Origin of the sequence: Pseudomonas sp. P867, from assembly GCF_019891455.1 — a bacterium.
Lineage (GTDB): Bacteria > Pseudomonadota > Gammaproteobacteria > Pseudomonadales > Pseudomonadaceae > Aquipseudomonas > Aquipseudomonas synxantha_A.
The window spans coordinates 520,234-545,296 of the sequence record NZ_JAFLXB010000002.1; the positions used below are offsets into that span (position 1 = coordinate 520,234).

Annotated in this window: 25 protein-coding genes; 12 read left to right on the forward strand and 13 right to left on the reverse strand. The window is 60.9% G+C overall.

All coding sequences use genetic code 11. From position 1 onward, the window contains the following. Positions 1–98: 98 nt before the first annotated feature. From J1G33_RS05880 to glyQ, 4 genes are all read right to left on the reverse strand, one after another. Positions 99–869: a lysophospholipid acyltransferase family protein gene (locus tag J1G33_RS05880; RefSeq protein WP_005783374.1), complete on the reverse strand. Its 771-nt coding sequence runs from the start codon at positions 867–869 to the stop codon at positions 99–101. Between the two features lie 82 nt (positions 870–951). After that, the gene (gene gmhB, locus J1G33_RS05885) at positions 952–1,491 is read right to left on the reverse strand and encodes a D-glycero-beta-D-manno-heptose 1,7-bisphosphate 7-phosphatase (protein WP_177327431.1); all 540 of its coding nucleotides are present in this window, start codon (positions 1,489–1,491) and stop codon (positions 952–954) included. After that, positions 1,491–3,545 carry a glycine--tRNA ligase subunit beta gene (gene glyS, locus J1G33_RS05890; protein WP_032878605.1) on the reverse strand — a complete coding sequence of 685 codons (2,055 nt, stop codon included), beginning with the start codon at positions 3,543–3,545 and terminating at the stop codon, positions 1,491–1,493. Before glyS ends, gmhB begins: the two co-directional genes overlap by 1 nt. Beyond that, on the reverse strand, positions 3,542–4,495 hold the full coding sequence (gene glyQ / locus J1G33_RS05895; protein WP_003213601.1) for a glycine--tRNA ligase subunit alpha: 954 nt from the start codon (positions 4,493–4,495) through the stop codon (positions 3,542–3,544). The genes glyS and glyQ overlap by 4 nt, the downstream gene beginning before the upstream one ends. Before the next feature lie 81 nt (positions 4,496–4,576). Between glyQ and tag the strand changes: the two genes are divergently transcribed. Both tag and J1G33_RS05905 read left to right on the forward strand, forming a co-directional pair. Further along, positions 4,577–5,134, forward strand: a complete 558-nt coding sequence (tag, locus tag J1G33_RS05900; protein WP_005783377.1) for a DNA-3-methyladenine glycosylase I — start codon at positions 4,577–4,579, stop codon at positions 5,132–5,134. Between the two features lie 40 nt (positions 5,135–5,174). Next, positions 5,175–6,062, forward strand: coding sequence for a lysophospholipid acyltransferase (locus tag J1G33_RS05905; protein WP_005783378.1), 888 nt, complete (start codon positions 5,175–5,177; stop codon positions 6,060–6,062). 134 nt (positions 6,063–6,196) lie between these two features. On the opposite strand, the gene J1G33_RS05910 is transcribed toward J1G33_RS05905, so the two are convergent. From J1G33_RS05910 to def, 5 genes are all read right to left on the reverse strand, one after another. Next, positions 6,197–6,508: a tetratricopeptide repeat protein gene (locus J1G33_RS05910; RefSeq protein ID WP_223017804.1), complete on the reverse strand. Its 312-nt coding sequence runs from the start codon at positions 6,506–6,508 to the stop codon at positions 6,197–6,199. Between the two features lie 18 nt (positions 6,509–6,526). Then, positions 6,527–7,900 carry a Trk system potassium transporter TrkA gene (gene trkA / locus J1G33_RS05915; protein ID WP_223017805.1) on the reverse strand — a complete coding sequence of 458 codons (1,374 nt, stop codon included), beginning with the start codon at positions 7,898–7,900 and terminating at the stop codon, positions 6,527–6,529. A gap of 22 nt (positions 7,901–7,922) precedes the next feature. Further along, complete coding sequence (gene rsmB / locus J1G33_RS05920; RefSeq protein ID WP_032878600.1) at positions 7,923–9,233, reverse strand: 16S rRNA (cytosine(967)-C(5))-methyltransferase RsmB; 1,311 nt, start codon at positions 9,231–9,233, stop codon at positions 7,923–7,925. Then, positions 9,230–10,183, reverse strand: a complete 954-nt coding sequence (fmt, locus tag J1G33_RS05925) for a methionyl-tRNA formyltransferase (protein WP_032878599.1) — start codon at positions 10,181–10,183, stop codon at positions 9,230–9,232. The genes rsmB and fmt overlap by 4 nt, the downstream gene beginning before the upstream one ends. Positions 10,184–10,252: 69 nt before the next feature. Continuing rightward, the gene (def, locus tag J1G33_RS05930; protein ID WP_005783383.1) at positions 10,253–10,759 is read right to left on the reverse strand and encodes a peptide deformylase; all 507 of its coding nucleotides are present in this window, start codon (positions 10,757–10,759) and stop codon (positions 10,253–10,255) included. A gap of 135 nt (positions 10,760–10,894) precedes the next feature. On the opposite strand from def, the gene J1G33_RS05935 reads away from it, so the two are divergent. The 3 genes from J1G33_RS05935 to J1G33_RS05945 all read left to right on the forward strand — a co-directional run bounded on the left by J1G33_RS05935 (position 10,895) and on the right by J1G33_RS05945 (position 13,470). Then, entirely contained in the window at positions 10,895–11,671 is a 777-nt protein-coding gene (locus J1G33_RS05935; RefSeq protein ID WP_223017806.1) for a peptidoglycan-binding protein, read from the forward strand. 63 nt (positions 11,672–11,734) lie between these two features. After that, on the forward strand, positions 11,735–12,835 hold the full coding sequence (gene dprA, locus J1G33_RS05940; RefSeq protein WP_223017807.1) for a DNA-processing protein DprA: 1,101 nt from the start codon (positions 11,735–11,737) through the stop codon (positions 12,833–12,835). Positions 12,836–12,912: 77 nt separating this feature from the next. Beyond that, the gene (locus J1G33_RS05945; RefSeq protein ID WP_032878595.1) at positions 12,913–13,470 is read left to right on the forward strand and encodes an L-threonylcarbamoyladenylate synthase; all 558 of its coding nucleotides are present in this window, start codon (positions 12,913–12,915) and stop codon (positions 13,468–13,470) included. A gap of 94 nt (positions 13,471–13,564) precedes the next feature. On the opposite strand, the gene J1G33_RS05950 is transcribed toward J1G33_RS05945, so the two are convergent. After that, positions 13,565–14,542: a quinone oxidoreductase gene (locus J1G33_RS05950; protein ID WP_032878594.1), complete on the reverse strand. Its 978-nt coding sequence runs from the start codon at positions 14,540–14,542 to the stop codon at positions 13,565–13,567. Positions 14,543–14,719: 177 nt separating this feature from the next. Between J1G33_RS05950 and hemF the strand changes: the two genes are divergently transcribed. Both hemF and aroE read left to right on the forward strand, forming a co-directional pair. Beyond that, positions 14,720–15,652, forward strand: a complete 933-nt coding sequence (hemF, locus tag J1G33_RS05955; protein ID WP_103734096.1) for an oxygen-dependent coproporphyrinogen oxidase — start codon at positions 14,720–14,722, stop codon at positions 15,650–15,652. Further along, positions 15,652–16,470: a shikimate dehydrogenase gene (gene aroE, locus J1G33_RS05960; protein ID WP_078822698.1), complete on the forward strand. Its 819-nt coding sequence runs from the start codon at positions 15,652–15,654 to the stop codon at positions 16,468–16,470. The genes hemF and aroE overlap by 1 nt, the downstream gene beginning before the upstream one ends. Before the next feature lie 6 nt (positions 16,471–16,476). Here aroE and J1G33_RS05965 read toward each other — a convergent pair whose 3' ends face one another. The 3 genes from J1G33_RS05965 to betC all read right to left on the reverse strand — a co-directional run bounded on the left by J1G33_RS05965 (position 16,477) and on the right by betC (position 20,652). Continuing rightward, the gene (locus J1G33_RS05965; RefSeq protein WP_032878591.1) at positions 16,477–18,045 is read right to left on the reverse strand and encodes a SulP family inorganic anion transporter; all 1,569 of its coding nucleotides are present in this window, start codon (positions 18,043–18,045) and stop codon (positions 16,477–16,479) included. Between the two features lie 159 nt (positions 18,046–18,204). Further along, complete coding sequence (choX, locus tag J1G33_RS05970; RefSeq protein ID WP_032878589.1) at positions 18,205–19,119, reverse strand: choline ABC transporter substrate-binding protein; 915 nt, start codon at positions 19,117–19,119, stop codon at positions 18,205–18,207. A gap of 18 nt (positions 19,120–19,137) precedes the next feature. Continuing rightward, complete coding sequence (betC, locus tag J1G33_RS05975) at positions 19,138–20,652, reverse strand: choline-sulfatase (RefSeq protein WP_032878588.1); 1,515 nt, start codon at positions 20,650–20,652, stop codon at positions 19,138–19,140. A gap of 103 nt (positions 20,653–20,755) precedes the next feature. Between betC and J1G33_RS05980 the strand changes: the two genes are divergently transcribed. The 5 genes from J1G33_RS05980 (at position 20,756) to dgoD (ending at position 25,018) form a co-directional block, all read left to right on the forward strand. Further along, complete coding sequence (locus J1G33_RS05980) at positions 20,756–21,706, forward strand: LysR family transcriptional regulator (protein WP_032878587.1); 951 nt, start codon at positions 20,756–20,758, stop codon at positions 21,704–21,706. Positions 21,707–21,736: 30 nt separating this feature from the next. Beyond that, on the forward strand, positions 21,737–22,063 hold the full coding sequence (locus tag J1G33_RS05985) for a DOPA 4,5-dioxygenase family protein (RefSeq protein ID WP_078822701.1): 327 nt from the start codon (positions 21,737–21,739) through the stop codon (positions 22,061–22,063). Between the two features lie 176 nt (positions 22,064–22,239). Next, the gene (locus tag J1G33_RS05990; RefSeq protein WP_216090513.1) at positions 22,240–23,199 is read left to right on the forward strand and encodes a 2-dehydro-3-deoxygalactonokinase; all 960 of its coding nucleotides are present in this window, start codon (positions 22,240–22,242) and stop codon (positions 23,197–23,199) included. A 1-nt stretch (position 23,200) separates the two neighbouring features. Next, positions 23,201–23,821, forward strand: a complete 621-nt coding sequence (locus J1G33_RS05995; RefSeq protein WP_005783399.1) for a 2-dehydro-3-deoxy-6-phosphogalactonate aldolase — start codon at positions 23,201–23,203, stop codon at positions 23,819–23,821. Between the two features lie 48 nt (positions 23,822–23,869). After that, positions 23,870–25,018: a galactonate dehydratase gene (gene dgoD, locus J1G33_RS06000; protein WP_005783400.1), complete on the forward strand. Its 1,149-nt coding sequence runs from the start codon at positions 23,870–23,872 to the stop codon at positions 25,016–25,018. Positions 25,019–25,063: the final 45 nt, after the last annotated feature.

Sequence of the window (25,063 nt, forward strand, 5' to 3'; positions counted from 1 at the left end):
AGATTTTATGACCTTCAGAAATATGCAGCTAAATCAGAAGGTTATGAATCAAAAAAGCCAATTCGCCAACAAAGCGTGCACAGGTTATCCACAGATCCTCAAATCGCCGGGGTCTCGACTACCAAGGGCTCAGGAGGCAGAGAACCCATGGCTCGCTGCTGTGCTTCATTCCATGCAGCGGCGCGGTCGTTCAGTGCAGCAATCGCACGCGGCCCCTCGCCTTCTGCGTACATCGGCTCGCCTATAACCACGGTGATGGTGCCAGCGCGTTTGGCCCAGCCGGTCTTCGGCCAGAACTTGCCGGCATTGTGGGCAATGGGCAGCACCGGCAGGTTGGCGTTGACCGCCAATGCCGTACCGCCCCGTGAGAACTTACCTACGGTGCCGTAGGGCACACGCGTACCTTCGGGGAAGATCAGTACCCAGACGCCGTCCTTGAGCAACTCGTCGCCCTTCTTGGCCACGTGCTTGAGCGCCGCCTTGGGGTTGTCACGGTCAATGGCGATCGGGCGCAACATGGCCATGGCCCAGCCAAAGAACGGTACGTACAACAGTTCACGCTTAAGCACCTGGCTCAGGGGCGAGAAGTACGCGGAAAGAAAGAAGGTTTCCCAAGTGCTTTGGTGGTTCGACAAAATCACGCAGGGTTGGTCCGGGACGTTTTCTGCGCCCTTGACCTCAAAACGGATGTTCAGGAACACTTTGCTCAGCCACAACGCGCAACGGCACCAATAAACGTTGATGAAGCGATAGCGCGCCTTGAACGGCAGGAAGGGGGCAATAAAAAAGCTCAGGGTGCACCAGAGAAACGAACTGGTGCCCAGCAGCAGGTAAAAGAAAAAGGTTCTGATGGCCTGCAAGATCGACATGGCGGCATTTACCGTTGCGGGACACGGCCCGCCTGTTAAAAGCGCACTCCCGAACAATCCTTGGTCAGGAAGTCGAGGGCGGCTAGTTGTTAATAAGTTCTGCGGCAACCGCCGCCAGATCGTCAAAAATCAAAGTGCCTACCGGCAGGTTTTTCGCCTGGGTCTTTTCGCCTTTTCCGGTCTTTACCAAAACTGGCTGAGAGTCGACGGCTTTGGCCGCCTCCAGGTCACCGAGGCTGTCCCCGACGAACCATATCCCAGCCAAGGGCACCTTGTAATGTTCTGCAATAGTTTTCAACATGCCAGGCTTGGGCTTGCGGCAATCGCAGCCCTCATCCGGCCCGTGAGGGCAGTAAACCACCAGCCCCACCTCACCTCCCTGTTCGGCCACCAACGTGCGCAAGCGCGCGTGCATGGCGTCCAGGGTGGCGATGTCGTAGTAACCGCGGGCGATGCCGGACTGGTTGGTGGCGATGGCCACCGTCCAGCCGGCTTTGCTCAACTGCGCGATGGCCTCGATCGAGCCGGGCAAGGGGATCCACTCCTGTACCGACTTGATGTAAGCGTCGGAGTCGTAGTTGATCACCCCGTCCCGATCGAGAATCAGCAGTTTCAACATGATCAACCCAATACGGAAATGTCAGCGATATTGATGAACAGGCCACGCAAACGCGCGAGCATGGCGTAACGGTTTTTCCGCACGCCGGCATCGTCGGCATTGATCATCACCGCTTCGAAGAACGCGTCTACCGGCTCACGCAGAGACGCCAGGCGCGCCAACGCTTCAGCGTAGTTACGCTCCGCTATCAGCGGTTTCACAGCGTTCTCGGCCTTGGCGATGGCGGAGTTCAGCGAGAACTCCTTGGCATCGGCAAACAGGCTTGGGTCAACGTCGGCATTGCCGAGGTTGTCGGCCTTGCTCAGCAGGTTCGACACACGCTTGTTCACGGCCGCCAGGGCATCGGCTTCCGGCAGCTTGCGGAACGCTTGTACGGCTTGTACGCGCTGGTCGAAGTCCAGTGCCGAACCCGGTTGCAGGGCACGTACCGACAGGTAGACGGAAACGTCCACGCCTTCGTCTTCGTAACGCGCACGCAGGCGGTCGAACACGAACTCCAGCACTTGCTCGGCCAGGCCGGCTTGCTTGACCTTGGTCCCGAACTGGCCGACCGCGAACACCACGGCCTGGGTCAGGTCGAGATCCAGCTTCTTGTCGATCAGGATCCGCAGCACGCCCAATGCCGCACGGCGCAGGGCATACGGGTCTTTGCTACCGGTGGGCAACATACCGATACCGAAGATACCCACCAGCGTATCGAGCTTGTCGGCGATGGCCACGGCCGCACCCGTCAGGGTGGTCGGCAATTCTGCACCGGCACCGCGTGGCATGTACTGCTCGTTCAGGGCCAGGGCGACGTCGTCCGGCTCGCCGTCGTTGAGGGCGTAGTAGTAACCGGCGACACCTTGCATCTCAGGGAACTCGCCAACCATCTCGGTGGCCAGGTCGCACTTGGACAGCAAGCCGGCACGGGCGGCCCAGGCTGCGTCGCCGCCGATGCGTGGCGCAATGTAGGCCGCCAGCTTGGAAACCCGCACGGCCTTGTCGTAGACACTGCCGAGTTTTTCCTGGAACACCACGTTTTGCAGGCGCAGGTTGAAGTCTTCGAGCTTCTGTTTCTTATCTTGCTTGAAGAAGAACTCGGCATCGGTCAGGCGCGGGCGAACGACTTTCTCGTTACCGGCGATGATCTGCTGCGGGTCCTTGCTTTCGATGTTGGCCACGGTGATAAAGCGCGGGAGCAACTTACCGTCTGCGTCCAGCAGGCAGAAATACTTCTGGTTGTCCTGCATGGTGGTGATCAACGCTTCTTGTGGCACGTCGAGGAAACGCTCTTCGAACGAGCACACCAGCGGCACCGGCCACTCCACCAGAGCGGTCACTTCGTCCAGCAGGCTTGGCGGCACGATGGCGGTGCCTTCCTGCAGGCGGGCCAATTCTTCGGTGCGCTTGCTGATCAGCTCGCGACGCTCATTGGCATCGGCCAATACGTAAGCGGCGCGCAGGTCGTTGAGGTAGTTGGCCGGCGAAGTGATGCGCACGCTTTCGGGATGATGGAAGCGGTGACCACGGGAATCACGACCAGCCTTCTGGGCGAGGATGGTGCAATCGATGACCTGGTCACCGAGCAGCATTACCAGCCATTGGGTCGGACGTACGAACTCTTCCTTGCGCGCACCCCAGCGCATGCGCTTGGGGATAGGCAGGTCGTTCAGGGAGTCTTCAACGATGGTCGGCAGCAGGCTGGCGGTCGGCTTGCCGGTGATGACCTGGCTGAAACGCAGTTTCGGGCCGCTCTGGTCGATCTCGCTCAGCTCTACGCCACATTTCTTGGCAAAGCCAAGGGCGGCTTGTGTCGGGTTGCCTTCGGCATCGAAAGCTGCCTGGCGCGGTGGGCCGTCCAGGTTGATGTTGCGGTCCGGCTGCTGGGTTTCCAGCGCGGTCAGCAGCACAGCCAGGCGGCGCGGCGCGGCGTAGACTTTTTTGGCTTCAAACTTCAGGCCGGCAGTCTGCAGGCCTTTTTCGATACCGGCCAGGAATGCATCGGCCAGGGTATTGAGTGCCTTGGGTGGCAGCTCTTCGGTGCCCAGTTCAACCAGGAAATCTTGAGCACTCATTGTGCAGCCTCCAGCTTAGCCAACACTTCATCACGCAGGTCAGGGGTTGCCATCGGGAAGCCCAGCTTGGCGCGAGCCAGCAAATAGGCTTGGGCGACGGAACGTGCCAGCGTGCGCACACGCAGGATGTATTGCTGGCGCGCAGTTACCGAGATGGCACGGCGGGCGTCCAGCAGGTTGAAGGTATGGGACGCCTTCAACACCATTTCATAGCTTGGCAACGGCAGCGGCTGGTCGAGTTCGATCAGGCGCTTGGCTTCGCTTTCATAGAAGTCGAACAGTTCGAACAGCTTCTCGACGTTGGCGTGTTCGAAGTTGTAGGTGGACTGCTCCACTTCGTTCTGGTGGAACACATCGCCGTAGGTCACTTTGCCGAACGGGCCGTCAGCCCATACCAGGTCGTAGACCGAGTCCACGCCCTGCAGGTACATGGCCAGGCGCTCGAGGCCGTAGGTGATCTCGCCGGTCACCGGGTAGCACTCGATGCCGCCGGCTTGCTGGAAGTAAGTGAACTGCGTCACTTCCATGCCATTGAGCCAGACTTCCCAGCCCAGGCCCCAGGCGCCCAGGGTTGGCGATTCCCAGTTGTCTTCGACAAAACGGATGTCGTGCACCAGTGGGTCGAGGCCGACGTGTTTCAGCGAGCCCAGGTACAGCTCCTGGAAATTATCCGGGTTGGGCTTCAATACCACCTGGAACTGGTAGTAGTGCTGCAGACGGTTCGGGTTTTCGCCGTAGCGGCCGTCAGTCGGGCGACGACTGGGCTGCACATAAGCGGCGTTCCAGGTTTCCGGGCCGATGGCCCGCAGGAATGTAGCGGTGTGGAAAGTGCCGGCGCCTACTTCCATATCGTAGGGCTGAAGTACCACACAACCTTGCTCGGCCCAGTATTGCTGGAGGGCGAGGATCAAGTCTTGGAAGGTACGCACGGCTGGCGTAGGCTGGCTCACGAAATTCACCTGTTACTTGGGCTGCGATTTAAAGAGCGGGAGTATACCCGATTCGGCCCCGCCACCACTCCCTGGAGCCTTATGCCACGCTGCTTTTGGTGTTCTGAAGATCCGCTGTACATGGCTTATCACGATCAAGAGTGGGGAACGCCGCTGCGCGATGCGCAGGGTTTGTTCGAGTTGCTTTTGCTCGAAGGGTTCCAGGCGGGCCTGTCCTGGATCACCGTTTTACGCAAACGCGAGCATTATCGAAAGGTCTTGTTCGGCTTTGATGCGCAGCGTCTGGCGCGGTTAAGCGATGAAGAAATCGAGGCGCTGATGCAGGATCCGGGCATCGTGCGCAATCGCTTGAAGCTCAATGCTACCCGGCGCAACGCCGCGGCCTGGCTGGCGCTGGAAGACCCGGTGGGGTTGCTGTGGTCATTTGTCGGCGGTAAACCCAAGGTCAATCACTTCAAGGATCGCAGCGACGTCCCGGCCATTACACCCGAGGCTGAAGCCATGAGCCGCGCCTTGAAGAAAGCCGGTTTCACCTTCGTCGGGCCCACCATCTGCTACGCCTTCATGCAGGCCTCGGGCATGGTCATGGACCACACTCAGGACTGTGACCGTTACGCGGACTTGGTCAACGCCGGTTAGAATGCCGGTTTTGCGCACCACACACGATCAGGAGTGACCTGTGGAAAAGTTTAAAGGCGCCTTGCTGGTAGGCGCTCTCCGGTTGTTTGCCCTGCTGCCCTGGCGCGCCGTACAAGCCGTCGGCACGGGCATCGGCTGGATCATGTGGAAAACCCCCAACCGCTCCCGCGACACCGTGCGGATCAACCTCTCCAAGTGCTTCCCGGATATGGACCCGGCCGAGCGCGAGCGCCTGGTGGGCCGCAGCCTGATGGACATCGGCAAGTCCCTGACCGAAAGTGCTTGCGCGTGGATCTGGCCAGCCCAGCGCTCCATCGACCTGGTGCGGGAAGTCGAGGGCCTGGAAGTGTTGCACCAAGCCCTGGCCTCGGGCAAAGGCGTGGTGGGTATCACCAGTCACCTGGGCAACTGGGAAGTGCTGAACCACTTCTATTGCAGCCAGTGCAAACCGATCATTTTCTATCGCCCGCCCAAGCTTAAGGCGGTGGACGAACTGCTGCGCAAACAACGCGTGCAATTGGGCAACCGCGTGGCGGCGTCGACCAAGGAAGGCATTCTCAGCGTGATCAAGGAAGTGCGCAAAGGCGGCCAGGTAGGCATTCCTGCCGACCCGGAACCAGCCGAGTCCGCCGGCATCTTCGTACCGTTTTTCGCCACCCAGGCCCTCACCAGCAAATTCGTGCCGAACATGCTCGCGGGCCACAAGGCTGTTGGCGTATTCCTGCACGCGTTGCGCCTGCCGGACGGCTCAGGCTACAAAGTGATCCTGGAAGCGGCGCCGGAAGACATGTACAGCACCGACACCGCCACCTCCTGCGCGGCGATGAGCAAAGTGGTGGAGCGCTATGTGGGCGCCTACCCGAGCCAGTACATGTGGAGCATGAAGCGCTTCAAGAAGCGCCCGCCGGGTGAGGCGCGGTGGTACTGATTCACACCTGACTCAAGACCGATATAGAAACAATGTGGGAGGGGGCTTGCTCCCGATAGCGGTGGTTCAGTCAAATATGCATTGGCTGACACACTGCCATCGGGAGCAAGCCCCCTCCCACATTTAGTCCTGTATCAAGCCTGGCGATCGAGTTTCTTCAGGAACACGGTCATCTCTTTTTCGGCCTGCTTGTCGCCGTGGGCCTGGGCCGCTTCAATGCCTTTTTCCCACGCCTGTCGTGCTGAGGCACTGTCACCCTGCGCCTGGTGCGCCTTGCCCAACAGCTTCCACGCCGCCGAATACTTCGGATCGAACTCGACACACTTGCCCAGATGCTCGGCGGCTTTGGCGTTGTCTTTCAAGTCCAGATAACCCTTGCCCAAGCCGAAGCGCAGCAGCGAATTATCCACACCCTTGGCGAGCATTTTTTCCAGGGATTCGAGCATGTCGGTCACTCCGTTTGATCAGAAAAAGCTCAAGCCCACGTGGAACAGCTTCTCTACATCGCGGATATGTTTTTTATCCACAAGGAACAAAATCACATGGTCTCCAGTGGCGATCACCGTGTCGTCGTGGGCGATGATCACTTCTTCATCGCGGATGATTGCACCAATGGTGGTACCCGGCGGCAGGCCGATATCGCGGATGGCCTTGCCAATCACCTTGCTCGACTTCGAATCACCGTGGGCAATCGCCTCGATGGCTTCCGCCGCACCCCGGCGCAGGGAGTGCACGCTGACAATATCGCCACGCCGCACGTGGGCGAGCAAGGTACCGATGGTCGCCAGTTGGGGGCTGATGGCGATGTCGATATCGCCGCCCTGGATCAGGTCCACATAGGCCGGGTTGTTGATGATGGTCATCACCTTCTTCGCCCCCAGCCGCTTGGCCAGCAACGACGACATGATGTTGGCTTCGTCATCGTTGGTCAGGGCGAGGAAGATATCGGCGTCGGCGATGTTTTCTTCCATCAGCAGGTCGCGGTCCGAGGCGCTGCCTTGCAGTACGACAGTGCTGTCGAGGGTGTCGGACAAATGCCGGCAACGCGTCGGGCTCATCTCGATGATCTTCACCTGGTAGCGGCTTTCGATGGCCTCGGCCAACCGCTCGCCGATCTGCCCGCCGCCCGCGATGACGATGCGTTTGTAGCTCTCGTCGAGCCTGCGCATTTCGCTCATGACCGCACGAATATTCGCCTTGGCGGCGATGAAAAACACTTCGTCGTCGGCCTCGATCACCGTTTCGCCTTGGGGCAGGATCGGCCGGTCACGACGGAAAATCGCGGCCACGCGGGTTTCCACGTTTGGCATGTGCTCACGCAGCTGGCGCAGTTGTTGGCCAACCAACGGCCCGCCGTAGTACGCCTTTACCGCCACCAGTTGCGCCTTGCCCTCGGCGAAGTCGATCACCTGCAAGGCGCCAGGGATTTCGATCAGGCGCTTGATGTAGTGGGTGACCACCTGTTCCGGGCTGATCAATACGTCCACCGGAATAGCGTCATTATCGAACAGGCCGGCGCGAGTCAGGTAGGCCGCTTCGCGCACCCGGGCGATCTTGGTTGGGGTGTGGAATAACGTATGAGCGACCTGGCACGCGACCATGTTGGTCTCGTCGCTGTTGGTCACCGCCACAAGCATGTCGGCATCGTCGGCACCCGCCTGACGCAGCACCGTTGGAAACGACGCCCGGCCTTGTACCGTGCGGATGTCCAGGCGGTCGCCCAGGTTGCGCAGGCGCTCGGCATCGGTGTCGACCACGGTGATGTCGTTGGCTTCGCCGGCCAAGTGTTCGGCCAGCGTGCCTCCGACCTGCCCTGCCCCAAGGATGATGATTTTCATCCGGTCACTCCCTTAAACCCATTCAGCCGCGTGCGGCGGCGATCTTGATCAGTTTGGCGTAGTAGAAGCCATCGTGCCCGCCTTCCTGCGCGAGCAGTTGGCGGCCGTGGGGCTGCTTGATGCCGGCGCTGGTAGCGAGGTCCAGTTCGCGCGCGCCGCTGGTGCGGGCGAGGAAGGCTTGGATGACCTCGGTATTTTCGGTGGGTAGCGTGGAGCAGGTGGCGTACAGCAGGATGCCGCCGACTTCCAGGGTTGGCCACAGGGCGTCAAGCAATTCGCCTTGCAGCACCGCGAGGGCGGCGATGTCGTCGGGCTGGCGGGTCAGCTTGATGTCCGGGTGCCGACGGATCACGCCGGTGGCAGAGCAAGGTGCGTCCAGCAGGATGCGCTGGAATGGCTTGCCGTCCCACCAGGTCGCTGTGTCGCGGCCGTCGGCGGCGATCAGGTCGGCGCTGAGGCCCAGGCGTGCAAGGTTTTCCCGCACGCGCACCAGGCGTTTGGCTTCAAGATCCACAGCCACTACACCGGCCAGGTCTTTTTCAACCTCAAGGATGTGACAGGTCTTGCCGCCTGGCGCGCAGCAGGCGTCGAGTACGCGCTGGCCGGGGGCCAAATCGAGCAGGTCGGCCGCCAATTGCGCGGCCTCGTCCTGCACGCTGATCCAGCCTTCGGCAAAGCCCGGCAGGCTGCGCACATCAGTGGCGGCTTCGAGCACGATGCCGTCGGTGCTGTACACGCACGGGGTGGCGTTGATGGCGGCGTCGGCCAGTAATTGCAGATACGCATCACGACTATGGTGGCGACGGTTGACCCGCAGGATCATCGGCGGGTGCGCGTTGTTGGCCGCGCAGATAGCCTCCCATTGCTCGGGCCAGAAGGCTTTCAGGGATTTTTGCAGCCAGCGCGGGTGGGCGGTGCGCACCACCGGATCATGTTCCAGCTCGGCCAGCAGTGCTTCGCTTTCACGCTGGGCCCGGCGCAGTACGGCATTGAGCAGGGCCTTGGCCCAGGGCTTTTTCAGCTTGTCGGCGCAACCGACGGTTTCACCGATGGCGGCGTGGGCCGGTACGCGGGTGTAGAGCAGTTGATAGAGGCCCACCAGCAACAGCGCCTCGACATCAGCGTCTGCCGCCTTGAACGGTTTTTGCAGCAGCTTGGCTGCCAGTGCCGACAACCTTGGCTGCCAGCGGGCGGTGCCAAAGGCCAGGTCCTGGGTGAAACCGCGATCCCGGTCTTCGACCTTGTCCAATTGCGTGGGCAATGAACTGTTCAGCGAAGCCTTGCCGTTGAGCACGGCAGCGAGAGCCTTGGCGGCGGCCAGACGTGGGTTCATTGAGTGGCCACCCCGAGGATCGTGCCCAAGGCAAATTTCTCACGGCGGCTATTGAACAAATCGCTGAAGTTCAGCGCTTTGCCGCCGGGCAATTGCAGACGTGTCAGGCACAGCGCCTGATCACCGCAAGCGACGAACAGCCCGTCTTTGCTGGCGCCGATAATCTCGCCGGGGGCGCCTTTGCCGTCGGCCAGGGTCGCGTTCAACACCTTCAAGGCTTCGCCGTTCAGGGTGCTATGGCAAATTGGCCATGGGTTGAAGGCACGTACCAGGCGCTCCAGCTCCACGGCCGGGCGGCTCCAGTCGATGCGCGCTTCGTCTTTGTTCAATTTGTGCGCGTAGGTGGCCAGGCTGTCGTCCTGTACCTCGCCTTCCAGGGTGCCTGCTGCGAGGCCGGCGATGGCCTGGATTACGGCAGGTGGGCCCATTTCGGCAAGGCGGTCGTGCAGGCTGCCACCGGTGTCTTGCGCGGTGATCGGGGTGGTGACCTTGAGCAGCATCGGTCCGGTGTCCAGGCCCGCCTCCATGCGCATCACGGTCACGCCGCTTTCGCTGTCGCCCGCCTCCACGGCGCGCTGGATCGGCGCCGCACCACGCCAGCGAGGCAGTAGCGAAGCATGGCTGTTGATGCAACCCAGGCGCGGGATATCCAGCACCGCCTGGGGCAGGATCAAACCGTAGGCCACCACCACCAGCAGGTCCGGTTTCAGCGCGGCCATTTCGGCCTGGGCCTCGGCATTACGCAGGGTCGGCGGTTGCAGCACGGGAATAGTGTGTTCAAGCGCCAGTTGCTTGACCGGGCTCGGCATCAGTTTTTGCCCGCGACCGGCCGGGCGATCCGGCTGGGTGTACACCGCGACGATGTCATAAGGGCTGGCAAGCAGCGCCTTGAGGTGTTCGGCGGCGAATTCAGGGGTGCCGGCAAAAACAATGCGCAATGGCTCGGTCATGGGAGTTCTCGGTTAAAAACAGTCACAAAAGAAAAAGGCTTGCCGCAGCAAGCCTTTGGAAGAAGGGCATCAAGCTTGCTGGCGATGCTTTTTTTCCAGCTTCTTCTTGATCCGGTCCCGCTTGAGCGTGGACAGGTAATCGACAAACAGCTTGCCGTTAAGGTGGTCGCATTCATGTTGGATGCACACTGCCAACAGACCTTCGGCAATCAGCTCAAACGGTTTGCCATCACGGTCCAGGGCCTTGATCTTCACGCGCAACGGGCGTTCGACGTTCTCGTAGAACTCCGGCACCGACAGGCAGCCTTCCTGGTATTCGCCCATCTCATCGGTCAGTGGTTCGAACTCGGGGTTGATGTACACCCGGGGTTCGCTGCGATCTTCCGACAGGTCCATGACCACGACACGCAGATGCACGTTGACCTGGGTAGCGGCGAGGCCAATGCCCGGAGCTTCATACATTGTTTCAAACATGTCATCGACCAACTGACGAACCTTGTCGTCCACTACGGCCACCGGCTTGGCGATCGTGCGCAGGCGCGAGTCGGGAAATTCGAGGATGTTCAAAATAGCCATAAGCGTAATTGCTGCACATGTGAGGTAAAGACCAATCGGCGGTGGGATGGACCCACACGGCCGGTGTGAAACGCTCAGAAGCCACGAGGGCCAAGGCATTTCACGCGAACGCACATAATAAAGGAGATTCACCCCATGAGGAAATCGCTACTCGTCTTGCTGCTGTGGGCCCCCGTCGCCATGGCGTTGATTCCCAAGCCCACTGAACGCCTGGATCACGCGACGCAACAGGCCATCCAGCACTTTTTACTGCATAACCGGATTGTCGATACGCCCCAGGACCTGGACAACGCGCCTTATATCGTCGCAGCGCAAGGCGGTCGCGTGCTGGGGGCCAACGGTGAGCGCGTGCATGCTCGCGGTCAGCTGGACCCGGCCCAGCCAAGCTACGGAATCTTTCGTCGAGGCAAGGTCTACACCGACCCAGGCACCCAGGAGCTACTGGGCATCAATGCCGACGATATCGGCACCGCATGCTTTGTACTCGCCGACGACCTCACCACCCTGGCGGTGCAGCGGGTTACCCAGGAAATCCGTCCAGGTGACCGCTTGCTTGGTGCCCAACGTCCGGTCGCGCTGAACACCCTGGAGTCAGCCAAATCCACGGCTTTCATCGCAGGGCACATCATCGACATCCCCAGGGGCGTCACTCAGATTGGTGTGCTGGACGCCGTGACCCTGAACAAGGGCCGCCGCGACGGATTGATCGAAGGCCAGTTACTGACGGTGATCAAGGCGGGTGCCACGGTGCGAGACGTCCTTACCGGCACGCCAACACAACTCCCGGAAGAACGGGCCGGCACTCTTCTGGTGTTTCGCACCTATGAAAAACTCAGTTACGCCTTGGTGCTCAGTGCTTCACGCGCGCTGGCTGTAAAGGATCGTTTCGAGACCCGTCAACAAGCGCAATAAATAGCCTGCTAAATAAGTTACCAACAGAGTTATCCACAGCTTGTTCCGGTCAAGGATGATCAAATGAATCCGATAAACAGTAGCGAAATTTCTCCGGCAGAGCTGGAAGCCCGACTACGCTTGCACAGGCTGCCAGAACTGGGTCCCAAGCGTTTTCACGTATTGATCCAAGCGTTCGGCTGCGCCTCCAAGGCCCTCAGTGCCCCCGCCAGTGCCTGGCGTTCCCTCGGGTTGCCCGCCATCAGCGCCGATGCCCGGCGTAGCCCGCAAATCCGTGATGGCGCCAGTACGGCATTGGCCTGGTTAGAGCGTCCGGCCCAGCATTTGCTGATGTGGGACCAACCTGAGTACCCGGCCTTGCTCGCTCAGATCGACGACGCACCGCCGCTGTTATTCGTTGCGGGCGACCCGGGCATTCTGGAAAAACCACAGTTGGCCATGGTCGGTAGCCGGCGTGCTTCCCGCCCCGGCATGGACACGGCCGCCGCGTTTTCCCGCAGCCTGGCGAGCGCCGGTTTTGTCATCACCAGTGGTTTGGCGCTGGGCATTGACGGCGCAGCACATCAGGCAGCGCTGGAGGTGGGCGGTCGTACAGTCGGGGTGCTTGGCACCGGGCTGGAAAATTTTTATCCACAGCGCCACCGCAAGCTCGCTGCCGCGATGATTGCCCAAGGCAGCGCGGTGGTTTCTGAGTTTCCGTTGGACGCGGGGCCCCAGGCCGGTAATTTTCCACGGCGCAATCGGATTATCAGCGGGCTCTCGCTGGGGGTTCTGGTGGTGGAAGCCAGCATGGCCAGCGGTTCGCTGATCACCGCACGGCTGGCCGCAGAGCAAGGGCGCGAGGTGTATGCGATCCCGGGCTCCATTCACCATCCCGGTGCCAAGGGTTGCCATCAACTGATCCGTGATGGCGCGGTGCTGGTGGAAACCATCGAACACATCCTTGAGGCGCTGCGCGGTTGGCAGGCGTTATCGCGCCCTGCGCCGGTGCCGATCACCCACCCACTGGTGGCACTGCTGCATGCTGCGCCGCATACCAGTGAAGCCCTGGCGATTGCCAGTGGTCGGCCGTTGTCCCAGGTGCTGGCGACTCTTACGGAGCTGGAGCTGGAAGGCCAGGTCATCTGCGAAAGCGGGCGCTGGCTGGCGCGTTGCCAGGTTTAGGTGCTGCCGGTTTTTGGCGCTGGGTTTTGTAACGAAGATCGGTAAACTGCCCAGAGCTTTAGTCCGGAGATTAAATAATGGTCAACAGGTGGCGTGTGCTGCAAGCCGCACGGGAAATTCGCGCAGGCGCGGTGATTGCCTATCCGACCGAGGCGGTCTGGGGCCTGGGTTGCGACCCGTGGAATGAAGAAGCGGTGGATCGGCTATTGGCGATCAAGAACCGCTCGGTGGACAAGGGCCTGATTCTGGTAGCGGACAACATTCGTCAATTCGACTTCCTGTTCGAAGACTTCCCGGACACCTGGATCGATCGCATGGCCAGCACCTGGCCCGGGCCGAATACCTGGCTGGTGCCCCACCAGGACTTGTTGCCCGAATGGGTCACGGGTATGCATGACACCGTGGCGTTGCGGGTCACTGATCACCCGTTGGTGAGGGATTTGTGCGCTCAGGTCGGGCCGTTGATCTCCACGTCGGCCAACCCTCAGGGGCGCCCGGCGGCACGCACGCGTATTCGCGTGGAGCAGTATTTCCGCGGGCAAGTGGACTTGGTGTTGGGTGGCGCGCTGGGTGGGCGCAAGAACCCAAGCCTGATTCGGGACCTGGTGACAGGTGAGGTCGTGCGCCCCTCCTGAGATCGAGGCACGGCCATCGCGGGCAAGCCCGGCTCCCACATTTGATCAGTCATCGCGGTCAAATGTGGGAGCTGGTTTGCCTGCGATGACGCACTCAAGGCAACAGAATGGTTGAGCCAGTCGTGCGTCGCGCCGACAACTCGGTCTGCGCTTTGGCCGCATCCGCCAGCGGGTAGCGCTGGTTGATATCAATGCGCACCTTGCCGCTCTTGATCATCGAAAACAGATCGTCCGCCATCGCCTGCAAGTTCGCCGGATTGTTGGCGTAGGTCGCCAGCGTCGGGCGGGTCACGTACAGCGAGCCCTTGGCCGACAGAATGCCCAGGTTCACCCCGTCCACCGCGCCCGACGCGTTGCCAAAGCTTACGACCAAACCCCGTGGCGCCACGCTGTCCAGAGAGGTCAGCCAGGTGTCCTTGCCGACGCCGTCGTACACCACCGGCACCTTTTTACCGTCAGTCAATTCCAGCACACGTTGTGCGACATTCTCCTTGCTGTAGTCGATGGTTTCCCAGGCGCCGAGGGATTTGGCCAGGGCGGCCTTTTCCGGCGAACTCACGGTGCCGATCAGCTTCACGCCCAGGGCCTTGGCCCATTGGCAGGCCAGGGAGCCGACGCCACCGGCAGCGGCGTGGAACAGGATGGTTTCGCCGCCTTTCAATTCGTAGGTCTGGCGCAGCAGATATTGCACGGTCAGGCCCTTGAGCATGGCCCCGGCGGCCTGCTCGAAACTGATGTCATCCGGCAGGTGCACCAGGTTGGCGGCGGGCAACACATGCAACTCGCTGTAGGCACCCAGCGGGCCGCTGCCGTAGGCCACGCGGTCGCCGACTTTGAACTGGGTGACTTCACTGCCCACGGCATCGACGACACCAGCGCCTTCAGCGCCCAGGCCGGATGGCAGCGCGGGCGGTGCGTAGAGGCCACTGCGAAAATAGGTGTCGATGAAGTTCAGACCGATGGCCTCGTTACGCACCCGCACCTGTTGTGGGCCAGGCTCCGCTGGCGTGTAGTCCACATACTCAAGTACTTCGGGGCCGCCGTGGGCGCTGAACTGGATACGTTTGGCCATCTGCACTTTTCCTTGGGTTCGAATCTGCGTAGCCCCCTATCGGACTCCTAAGCTTGATCTTCGTCAACTGCCGCGCACCTAAGTGCAGTGGCATGTGGGCGCAGTGGTATCCTGTGCGCCCATTTGCCGCCGACGCCCGATGGCCTCGCGTAGCTTTGCCCGATTCAAGGTGATGCCATGACTACCCGCACCGAGGCCGTTAAAGCCTACCTGCTTGACCTGCAAGATCGCATTTGCAACGCCCTGGAAACCTTCGAGACGGATACTCGCTTTATCGAAGACGCCTGGACCCGGCCTGCCGGTGGTGGCGGTCGCACCCGTGTGATCGAGAACGGTTCGGTGATCGAAAAAGGCGGCGTTAACTTTTCCCACGTGTTTGGCAGCGGTTTGCCACCGTCCGCCAGTGCCCATCGGCCTGAGCTGGCTGGTCGGGGGTTTGAAGCCTTGGGCGTGTCACTGGTGATTCATCCGCATAATCCCCATGTGCCGACATCCCACGCCAATGTGCGCTTTTTCATCGCTGAAAAAGAAGGCGAAGAGCCGGTGTGGTGGTTCGGTGGCGGCTTTGACTTGACCCCGTATTACGGCAACGAAGAAGACTGCGTCCACTGGCACCGTGTGGCCGAGCAAGCTTGTGCGCCCTTTGGCCCGGACGTGTACGCACGCTATAAAGCCTGGTGCGACGCCTATTTCCACATCAAGCATCGCAATGAACCTCGCGGTATCGGTGGCCTGTTCTTCGATGACTTGAACGAATGGGGCTTCGACACCTGTTTCGCCTTTATCCGTGCCATCGGCGATGCCTATATCGATGCCTACCTGCCGATTGTGCAACGTCGCAAGGCCATGGCGTATACCGAGCAGCAGCGTCAGTTCCAGGAGTTCCGCCGGGGCCGCTACGTCGAATTCAACCTGGTCTATGACCGTGGCACCCTGTTCGGTTTGCAGTCGGGCGGGCGTACAGAGTCGATCCTGATGTCGCTGCCGCCCCAGGTCCGTTGGAGCTACGACTGGAAGGCCGAGGCCGGTAGCGAAGAGGCGCGCCTCACCGATTATTTCCTGCAAGACCGCGACTGGCTCGGCGTCGTTGCAGCCAAGGCGGCGGTGTGATGGACCGTTATGTCGTGTTCGGCAACCCCATCGGCCACAGTAAATCGCCGCTGATCCACCGTATGTTCGCCGAGCAGACCGGCGAACAACTGGACTACAGCACGTTGCTCGCGCCGTTGGAGGATTTCACCCTCTGCGCCCGTGAGTTTTTTCGCCAGGGCCGTGGCGCCAACGTGACCGTGCCGTTCAAGGAAGACGCCTATCGTTTGGCCGATACCTTGACCGAACGCGCCCAGCGCGCTGGAGCTGTGAACACCCTGAGCAAACTGGCGGACGGTACGTTGTTGGGAGACAACACCGACGGCGCCGGCCTGGTGCGCGACCTGACGGTCAACGCCGGGCTGAACCTGCAAGGCAAACGCATCCTGTTGTTGGGAGCCGGTGGCGCGGTGCGCGGTGCACTTGAGCCGTTGCTGGCACAGCAACCCTCTTCGTTGATCATTGCCAACCGCACCGTGGAAAAGGCCGAGCTGCTGGCTGAGCTGTTCGACGACCTGGGCCCGGTGTCTGCCAGTGGTTTCGACTGGCTACGTGAGCCGGTTGACGTGATCATCAATGCCACGTCCGCCAGCCTGTCAGGCGATGTACCGCCGATTGCCGGCAGCCTGATCGAGCCGGGCAAGACGTTCTGCTACGACATGATGTACGCCAAGGAACCTACCGCGTTCTGCCGCTGGGCTGCGGAACACGGCGCTGTGGTGGCGATGGATGGTTTGGGGATGCTGGTGGAGCAGGCAGCGGAAGCCTTCTTCCTGTGGCGTGGTGTGCGCCCTGATTCAGCGCCGGTGTTAGCCGAACTACGCCGTCAATTGGCCTGATCGTGTTCAATCTTGGAAATGGAGGGGGCAACTCTTGGCCCCTTCCAGTTTTCTTAACTCTTCGATTACTTGCGGCCTGGCCCCACGCAAGGTCAGGCTACGCCCCAACCGCGCCAACCGTCGCGCCTCCTGATGCAGCATCTCCACCCCGGAGTAGTCGATAAAATTGATCTGCTGCGCTTCGATCACCACCCGCGTGCCCTGCAGACTTTGCAGGCGTACTTGCAGGTAATGGCTGGCGCCAAAAAAGATCGAGCCACCCACGCGTAATACATCCTCGTCCCCATCGCGCCATTGCTGAACCCGTGGTTGCGAAGTGCGCTTGAGGTAGAAAAACAGCGATGCCAACACCCCGGCATAAATCGCCGTTTGTAGCTCCAGCAGCAAGGTGGCGACACACGTCAGGCCCATCACCACGAATTCGGCGCGGCTGACACGAAACAAAGCACGAATCCCTCGATGATCCACCAAACCCCAGCAAATCAGCAGGATGCTGGCGGCCATGCTGGGGATGGGAATATGCGCGATCAACGTCGCGCCGAACAACGCAAATAACGCCACCCACAGCGCCGAAAACACCCCAGCCAGGGGCGAACAAGCACCCGCCTCGTAACTGAGGCCCGAACGGGTGAACGAACCCGCTGACAGGTAGCCGGAGAAAAATCCGCCAACGATGTTGGATAAACCCTGGGCGCGCACTTCCTGGTTGGCGTCGAGTAATTGTTGCGAGCGAGCCGACAGTGAGCGCGCAATCGACAGGCTGGTCACCAACCCCAGCATCCCCACCGCCACCGCGCTGGGCAACAGGCGCAGTACCAGGTCCAGGTCCATCGGCAATGGACTGAACGGCGGCAACTGGCCGATAAACGAACTGACCAGCGCCACATGCCCGAACATCGTCGGCCACAGCCATGCCGTCAGGCTACCCAGGACTAAAGCGATCAACAGCGTCGGCCAGCGTGGCACCAGAGACTTGAGCAGCGCGCCCACCAGCAAAGTGCCGAGCCCGAGGATCAGGGACGCACGATCCCACTCACCGCCATGGTCGACCAGCGCCAGCAGGCTGTTGAGGGCGGTGGCCTGGCTCGGCAAGTCCAGCCCCAGCAGGTTCGGCAACTGCCCCAGGGCAATCACCACCGCGGCGCCCAGGGTGAAACCCAGCACCACCGAATGGGAGACAAAATTCACCAGCGCGCCAAAGCGCAGAAGGCCGAGCAACCACTGGAACACCCCGGCGAGGAAGGTCAGCAACAGGATGAGGGTGATGTAGTCCTGGGAACCTGGCACGGCCAATGGGCTGATACTGGCGTAAAGCACGATGGAAATCGCCGCCGTGGGCCCACAGATCAGGTGCCAGGAAGAGCCCCACAGGCAAGCGATCAAGACCGGGATGATCGCCGCGTAGAGCCCGTATTCCGGTGGCAGGCCGGCGATCAGTGCGTAGGCAATCGACTGTGGCAGGGCCAGTACGGCGCCACTGAGGCCGACGATCGCATCCCGGCCGACGCTGGCGCGGGTTTGGCGCGGGAGCCAGCTGAGGAAGGGGAAGAGTGTGTGGCGGTTGGGCCGGGGCATCGCAGGCTCGGGTAGAAGGTTTGGCTTAGAGTATCAGTACACACCGGCTCCCTGTGGGAGGGGGCTTGCTCCCGATAGCGGTGTTTCAGCCAATACATTCATAGCTGATAGGCCGTCATCGGGGGCAAGCCCCCTCCCACATTTGGATCCAGGCGCATCTTAGAGTTGGGCTTTGACCGCGGGCAACGCATCCTGGCCATCCAGGGTTTTCACGCCGTCGAGCCACTTGTCCAGCACCGCGGGGTTGGCCTTGATCCACGCTTTGGCCGCCTCGGCATTGCTGACCTTGTTGTTGGCCACCTGCGCCATGATGCCGTTCTCCATCTCCTGGGTGAAACTCAGGTTGGTCAGCAGTTTGGCGACATTCGGGCAGGCTTGGGCGTAACCCTTGCGGGTCAAGGTATACACGCTACCGGTGGCGCCAAAATACTGCTCGCCGCCCTTGAGGTAATGCATCTTCAACTGCACGTTCATCGGGTGCGGCGTCCAGCCGAGGAAGGTGACGAAGCGCTGTTTCTTCACCGCTCGCGACACCTCGGCGAGCATCGCCTGCTCGCTGGATTCGATCAGCTTCCACTGGCCCAGGTCGAAGTCATTCTTTTTGATGATCTCCTGCAACGAGATATTTGCCGGCGCGCCGGAGCCGATGCCGTAGATCTTCTTGTCGAACTTGTCGGCAAACTTGTTCAGGTCGGCAAAGTCACGTACGCCGGCGTCCCATACGTAGTCCGGCACCGCGAGGGTGAACTCGGTGCCGTCGAGGTTCTTCGCCAGTTGCACCACATCGCCGTTGGCCACGAACTTGTCATAAAAACCTTGTTGCGCCGGCATCCAGTTGCCGAGAAACACATCCACCTGACCGTCCTTGAGCCCGCCAAAAGTGATCGGCACCGCCAGGGTATCGACCTTGGCTTTGTAGCCCATCCCCGTCAGCAAAAAACCGGTAATGGCATTGGTGGCGGCAATGTCGCTCCAGCCTGGATCGGCCATCTTTACCGTTTCACAGCGAGCGTCTGCGTACACGTTGGCGCTGCCCAGCGCCAATATGCTCAGTACCACGGTCAACTTTTGCATGGCCTTCCCTCTGTCTGTTTATTGGTTTTGGCAGGGTTGTGGATAACGTGCCTTGCGCTCCAGGTCGTCGAGGTCGATATGGTTGCGCATGTACTGCTGACTGGCATCCACCTGTGGCTGGTGGTCCCAGCTCTTGAGCGTGCCTTGAGTCAGTGCCTCAAACACCAGACGGCGCCGACGCTGGCTGGCAAGCACTTGCTGATGGATCGCCGGGATGTCCCATTTGGCCCGCGCTTCACACAAAAAGGCCTCGAACAGCGAGCGATGTTCTGCTGACAGGCTGAGGTTTTCCCGCTCGTGCGGGTCGTTGCGCACATCAAACAGTAGGCAAGGGTCGTCCTCGCTGTAGATAAATTTGTAGGCGCCCCGGCGAATCATCATCAATGGGCTGATGGTGCCTTCGGCCATGTATTCGCCAAACACTTCGTCATGCCCGCCCTGCCCTTGCAGGTGCGGGACCAGAGAGCGACCGTCCAGCGGCAAGTGTGGGTCCAGCTCGCCGCCGGCCAGCTCCACCAGGGTCGGCAGCAGGTCGGCGGTGGACACGGCCTGAGTGACCCGCCCAGCCGCAAATTGGCCCGGCGCGCTGATCAGCAGCGGCACGCGGGCGGCCATTTCAAACCAGTGCATTTTGTACCAGAGGCCACGCTCGCCGAGCATGTCACCGTGGTCGCCGGAGAAGATGATCAGGGTGTCGTCAGCCAGGCCGGTGTCTTCCAGGGTTTGCAGGAGTTTGCCGACATTGCTGTCGATGTAACTGCACGCACCGAAGTAGGCGCGACGGGCATCGCGGATCTTGTCCACAGGCAGCGGTTTATCCCACAAGTCATAGACCTTGAGCAGACGCTGGGAGTGTGGGTCCAGCTCTGCTTGCGCCGGCGTTGCAGGCAAAGGGATGTCGGCGTCGTCGTACAGGTCCCAGAACGGCTTGGGAATAGTGTAAGGGTCGTGGGGATGGGTCATCGATACGGTCAGGCAGAAGGGCCGATCACCGTCCTCGCGGATATGATCGAACAGGTATTGCTGCGCCTTGAACACCACCTCCTCGTCGAAGTCCAGCTGGTTGGTGCGCACGCACGGGCCCGCTTGCAGCACCGAAGACATGTTGTGGTACCAGGTGGGGCGTACGTCGGGCTCATCCCAATTCACCGCCCAGCCATAATCCGCGGGGTAGATATCGCTGGTCAGGCGTTCTTCATAGCCGTGCAACTGGTCGGGGCCACAGAAATGCATCTTGCCCGACAACGCGGTGCGGTAGCCGAGGCGACGCAGGTAGTGGGCATAGGTCGGCACATCGGCGGGGAAATCGGCAGCGTTGTCGTAGGCGCCGATCTTGCTCGGCAACTGGCCGCTGACCAGAGTGAAGCGCGAAGGCGCACACAACGGACTGTTGCAATAGGCGGCCTCGAATACCACGCCTTGGGCGGCGAGGCGGCTGAGGTTGGGCAGCTTGATCGAGGAAGGCCCGTAGAACGGCAGCATGGGAGCGGCCATTTGATCGGCCATGATGAAAAGAATGTTCTTGCGCTTCATGGTTTCTCGGCATTCCATAGTAAGTGTTTATGCCAATGAGAATGCGGCCCATGGAAATCAGGGTAAAGCCCATGACAAGCAATGCCTAGGATAACGACAGCTTATGTATGAAGCGCTGGGTAACCTCTCTCTCGATCTGCTGCGAGCCTTCGAAGCGGCGGCGCGCCACCGCAGTTTTACCGCCGCGGCGATGGAGCTTGGCACCACCCAGCCGGCGGTCAGCCAGCAGATCAAGCGTCTTGAAGAACAACTGGCAATCCGCCTGTTTGACCGCATCTATCGCGGTATCGAACTGACCGACGCCGGCGTGCTGTTGTTCGAGCACGTACAGGGCGCCCTGCAAAGCATCAATCAAGGGCTCAGCACCATCACCCAACAGGACCAGCACGAAGTACTGCAAGTGGCTACCGACTTTGCCTTCGCCGCCTATTGGCTGATGCCGCGCCTGCATCGCTTTCACCAGGCCAACCCGCAGGTGGATGTGAGCCTGGTTACCAGTGAGCGCAACCACGCCAGCCTGCGCAGCGATATCGATGTGGCGGTGCTGTTCGGCGATGGCCGTTTCAAGCAGGGCGACAGCCTGTGGTTGTTCAATGAGGAAGTGTTCCCGGTATGCAGCCCGCAGTGGCTCAAGGCTCAGGCCGCGCCGATGACGGTGCAATCCTTGCCTGAGTACCCGTTGCTGCACCTGCGTCAGGAAAACAACAGCCAATGGTTCGACTGGAGCGGGGTGTTCCGCCAATTGGGTATATCCGCTGCGCCAACTCCCGGGCAATTGCGCTTCGACAACTACACCTTGCTGATTCAGGCTGCGATTGCCGGCCAGGGCGTTGCCATCGGCTGGCGCCATTTGGTGGATAACCTGCTGGAACAGAACTGGCTGTGCCGACCGATCAGCCCCACGGTGACCTCGCGTTTCGGTTATTACGTGGTGCAACCCCAGCGCAAACGCCGCGGGCAGTTGGTTGAGCGTTTTGTCCAATGGCTGATGGCGGAACAGGCCAGCAGTGCGCAGTCGTTGACCGGGCTGGCCCTGCCTTCGATTGCGGTCTAGGATCGGCACATCGTGGATCCGGAGTCCGTCATGCAACGTATCAAGGGCTATCACGCCCATATCTACTTCGACGCCAGCACCATCGACCAGGCGCGCACGCTGTGTGAGGACGCCGCCAGGCTGTTCCCGTTGCGCATGGGCCGTGTGCATGAGCGGCCGGTGGGCCCGCATCCGGATTGGAGCTGCCAGCTGGCATTCGAGCCGGAATACATCGGCGTGGTGTTGCCGTGGCTGGCGCTGCACCGCGATGGCCTGGTGGTCTTCCTGCATCCTGAAACCGGCGATGACCTGAAGGACCACACCGACTACGCGATCTGGATGGGTGCGATGCGCGAGCTAAATCTGTCGGTTTTTTAACTTTCCTTATCAGATAACGCCTTGCCTTTCCCTAAGTAAAAACAGGGAACGGTGTAGGATTAATCTTGCTTCGTCTCATTATGTGGGATCGATATTTATATATTGAGATATTCCGGCGCGTAGGTTTATATTCGCCCATCTGCTTTTTTCAGCACCCACTCATTTCAGGTGAAGCGATGCAGGCGCAATTGATCGCGCTCGATTGGGGGACCAGCTCCCTTCGTGCTTACAAACTCGGCTCGGCGGGCGTTGTGCTGGAACAGCGCGCGCAAGCCTGGGGCATCATGCATTTGCCCTGCGAGCCACGGGACATCAACGGTATTCATTGCACTGACGGCTTCGAGTTGGCATTCGATAGCGCCTGCGGCGATTGGCTCGACGCCCAGCCTGAATTGCCAGTGATTGCCTGCGGTATGGTTGGCAGCGCGCAGGGTTGGAGCGAGGCGGCTTATTGCGCCACGCCTGTGGATGTCGCCAGCCTGGGCTTGGCGTTGCACCGCGTGCGCAGCCTGCGTGGGGTGGATGTGCATATTGTGCCGGGGGTGATTGAGCAAGCGGGTTTACCCAATGTGATGCGCGGCGAAGAAACCCAGGTACTCGGCGTGCTGCAGGGGCTTGGGGCCCAAGTGCTGATCGGGTTGCCCGGCAGCCACTCCAAATGGGTCGAGGTGAGTGAAGGCCGCATTACGCATTTCGACACCTTCATGACCGGCGAACTGTTCGCGGTATTGAGCAAGCACAGCATCCTGGGCCGCACTCAGCAGCCGAGCGAACAATTCCAGGCCGAGGCCTTTGATCGTGGCGTGCACGTGGCGCTTTCAAAGGATGGCAGGCGTGGCGTGCTGTCGACCTTGTTCAGTGCCCGTACCCTGGGCCTGACGGCTGAGCTTGCACCCAACCAGCAGCCCGACTACCTGTCCGGCCTGTTGATCGGCCACGAACTCGCCGGTTTGCCAGACAGCGCCAAAACCAAGCCGATCATCCTGGTTGGCGCCGCCCCACTCTGCGCCCGCTATCAACGCGCTCTGGCCCTTTGCGGCTTCGCCCACGTCAGCCTGGCGCAGGAAGCCACCGAGCGCGGCCTGTGGCAATTGGCCGTGGCGGCTGGGCTCACTCAACCTGTAACGGAGGCCTGACATGCTCAAGCAAGCACTCGCGCAAAACGGTTTGATCGCAATCCTGCGTGGCATACGCCCGGACGAAGCCCAGGCCATCGGCCAGGTGTTGTACGACGCGGGTTTTCGTGTGATCGAAGTCCCGCTCAATTCGCCGGAGCCGTACACCAGCATTCGCACCCTGCGCGACAGCCTGCCCGCCGATTGCCTGATCGGCGCCGGCACGGTGTTGACGCCTGAACAGGTCGAGCAGGTGAAGGCGGCTGGTGGCCAAGTGATTGTCATGCCCCATAGCGATGCCAAAGTACTGCGCGCCGCCAAGGCCGCAGGCCTGTACTTGTCGCCTGGCGTGGCGACGCCAACCGAGGCGTTTGCCGCACTGGCCGAAGGCGCCGACGTATTGAAGCTGTTCCCGGCCGAGCAGATCGGTCCTTCGGTGATCAAGGCGTGGCTGGCGGTATTGCCGGCGGGCACGCTGCTGCTGCCGGTAGGCGGTGTTACGCCGGACAACATGCAGGTGTTTATCGACGCCGGCGCGAAAGGGTTCGGGTTGGGCTCCGGCTTGTTCAAGCCGGGAATGACAGTGGATCAGGTCGCGAGCCGTGCCCAGGCTTATGTCGCCGCCTGGAAAGCCCTGAGCTGATAGCAAGTTCCGCGCCCGCAGGCGCTGCATCCATAAGAGAGACAAGAGATGAAAATCACCAAATTGACGACCTTTATCGTCCCGCCGCGCTGGTGCTTCCTCAAGGTCGAAACCGACCAGGGCGTGACTGGCTGGGGTGAGCCCGTGGTCGAAGGCCGCGCTCACACAGTGGCCGCCGCCGTCGAAGAACTGTCCGACTACCTGATCGGCAAAGACCCACGCAATATCGAAGATATCTGGACGGTGCTCTATCGCGGCGGGTTCTATCGCGGCGGTGCCGTGCACATGAGCGCCCTCGCCGGTATCGACCAGGCGTTGTGGGACATCAAGGGCAAGGCGCTGGGCGTCTCGGTCAGCGATCTGCTGGGCGGCCAGGTGCGTGACAAGATTCGCGTGTACTCGTGGATCGGTGGCGACCGCCCCGCCGACACTGCCCGTGCAGCCAAAGAGGCCGTGGCTCGTGGCTTCACTGCGGTGAAAATGAACGGCACCGAAGAACTGCAGTTCCTCGACAGCTTCGACAAAGTCGACCTGGCACTGGCCAATGTCGCTGCCGTGCGCGATGCGGTGGGCCCTAACGTCGGTATCGGCGTCGACTTCCATGGCCGCGTGCACAAGCCCATGGCCAAGGTGCTGATGAAAGAGCTTGATCCTTACAAACTGATGTTCATTGAAGAACCGGTGCTCAGCGAAAACTACGAAGCATTGAAAGAACTGGCGCCGCTGACCAGTACGCCGATTGCCCTGGGCGAGCGCCTGTTTTCGCGTTGGGATTTCAAGCGTGTGCTCAGCGAAGGCTACGTCGACATCATCCAGCCGGACGCCTCCCACGCAGGCGGGATTACCGAAACCCGCAAGATCGCCAACATGGCCGAAGCCTACGACGTGGCCCTGGCCCTGCACTGTCCGCTGGGCCCGATTGCCCTGGCAGCGTGCCTGCAGCTGGATGCGGCTTGCTACAACGCATTTATCCAGGAGCAAAGCCTGGGTATCCACTATAACGAAAGCAACGACCTGCTCGACTACGTGCGCGACCCGGGCGTGTTCGACTATGACCAGGGCTTTGTGAAGATCCCCAACGGCCCGGGCCTGGGCATCGAGATCAACGAGGAATACGTGATTGAGCGCGCGGCTATCGGCCATCGCTGGCGCAATCCGATCTGGCGCCACGCCGACGGCAGTTTTGCCGAGTGGTGATTTTTATCTGAAGGAATGCGCTCCCACATTGACCGCGTTCCTTCA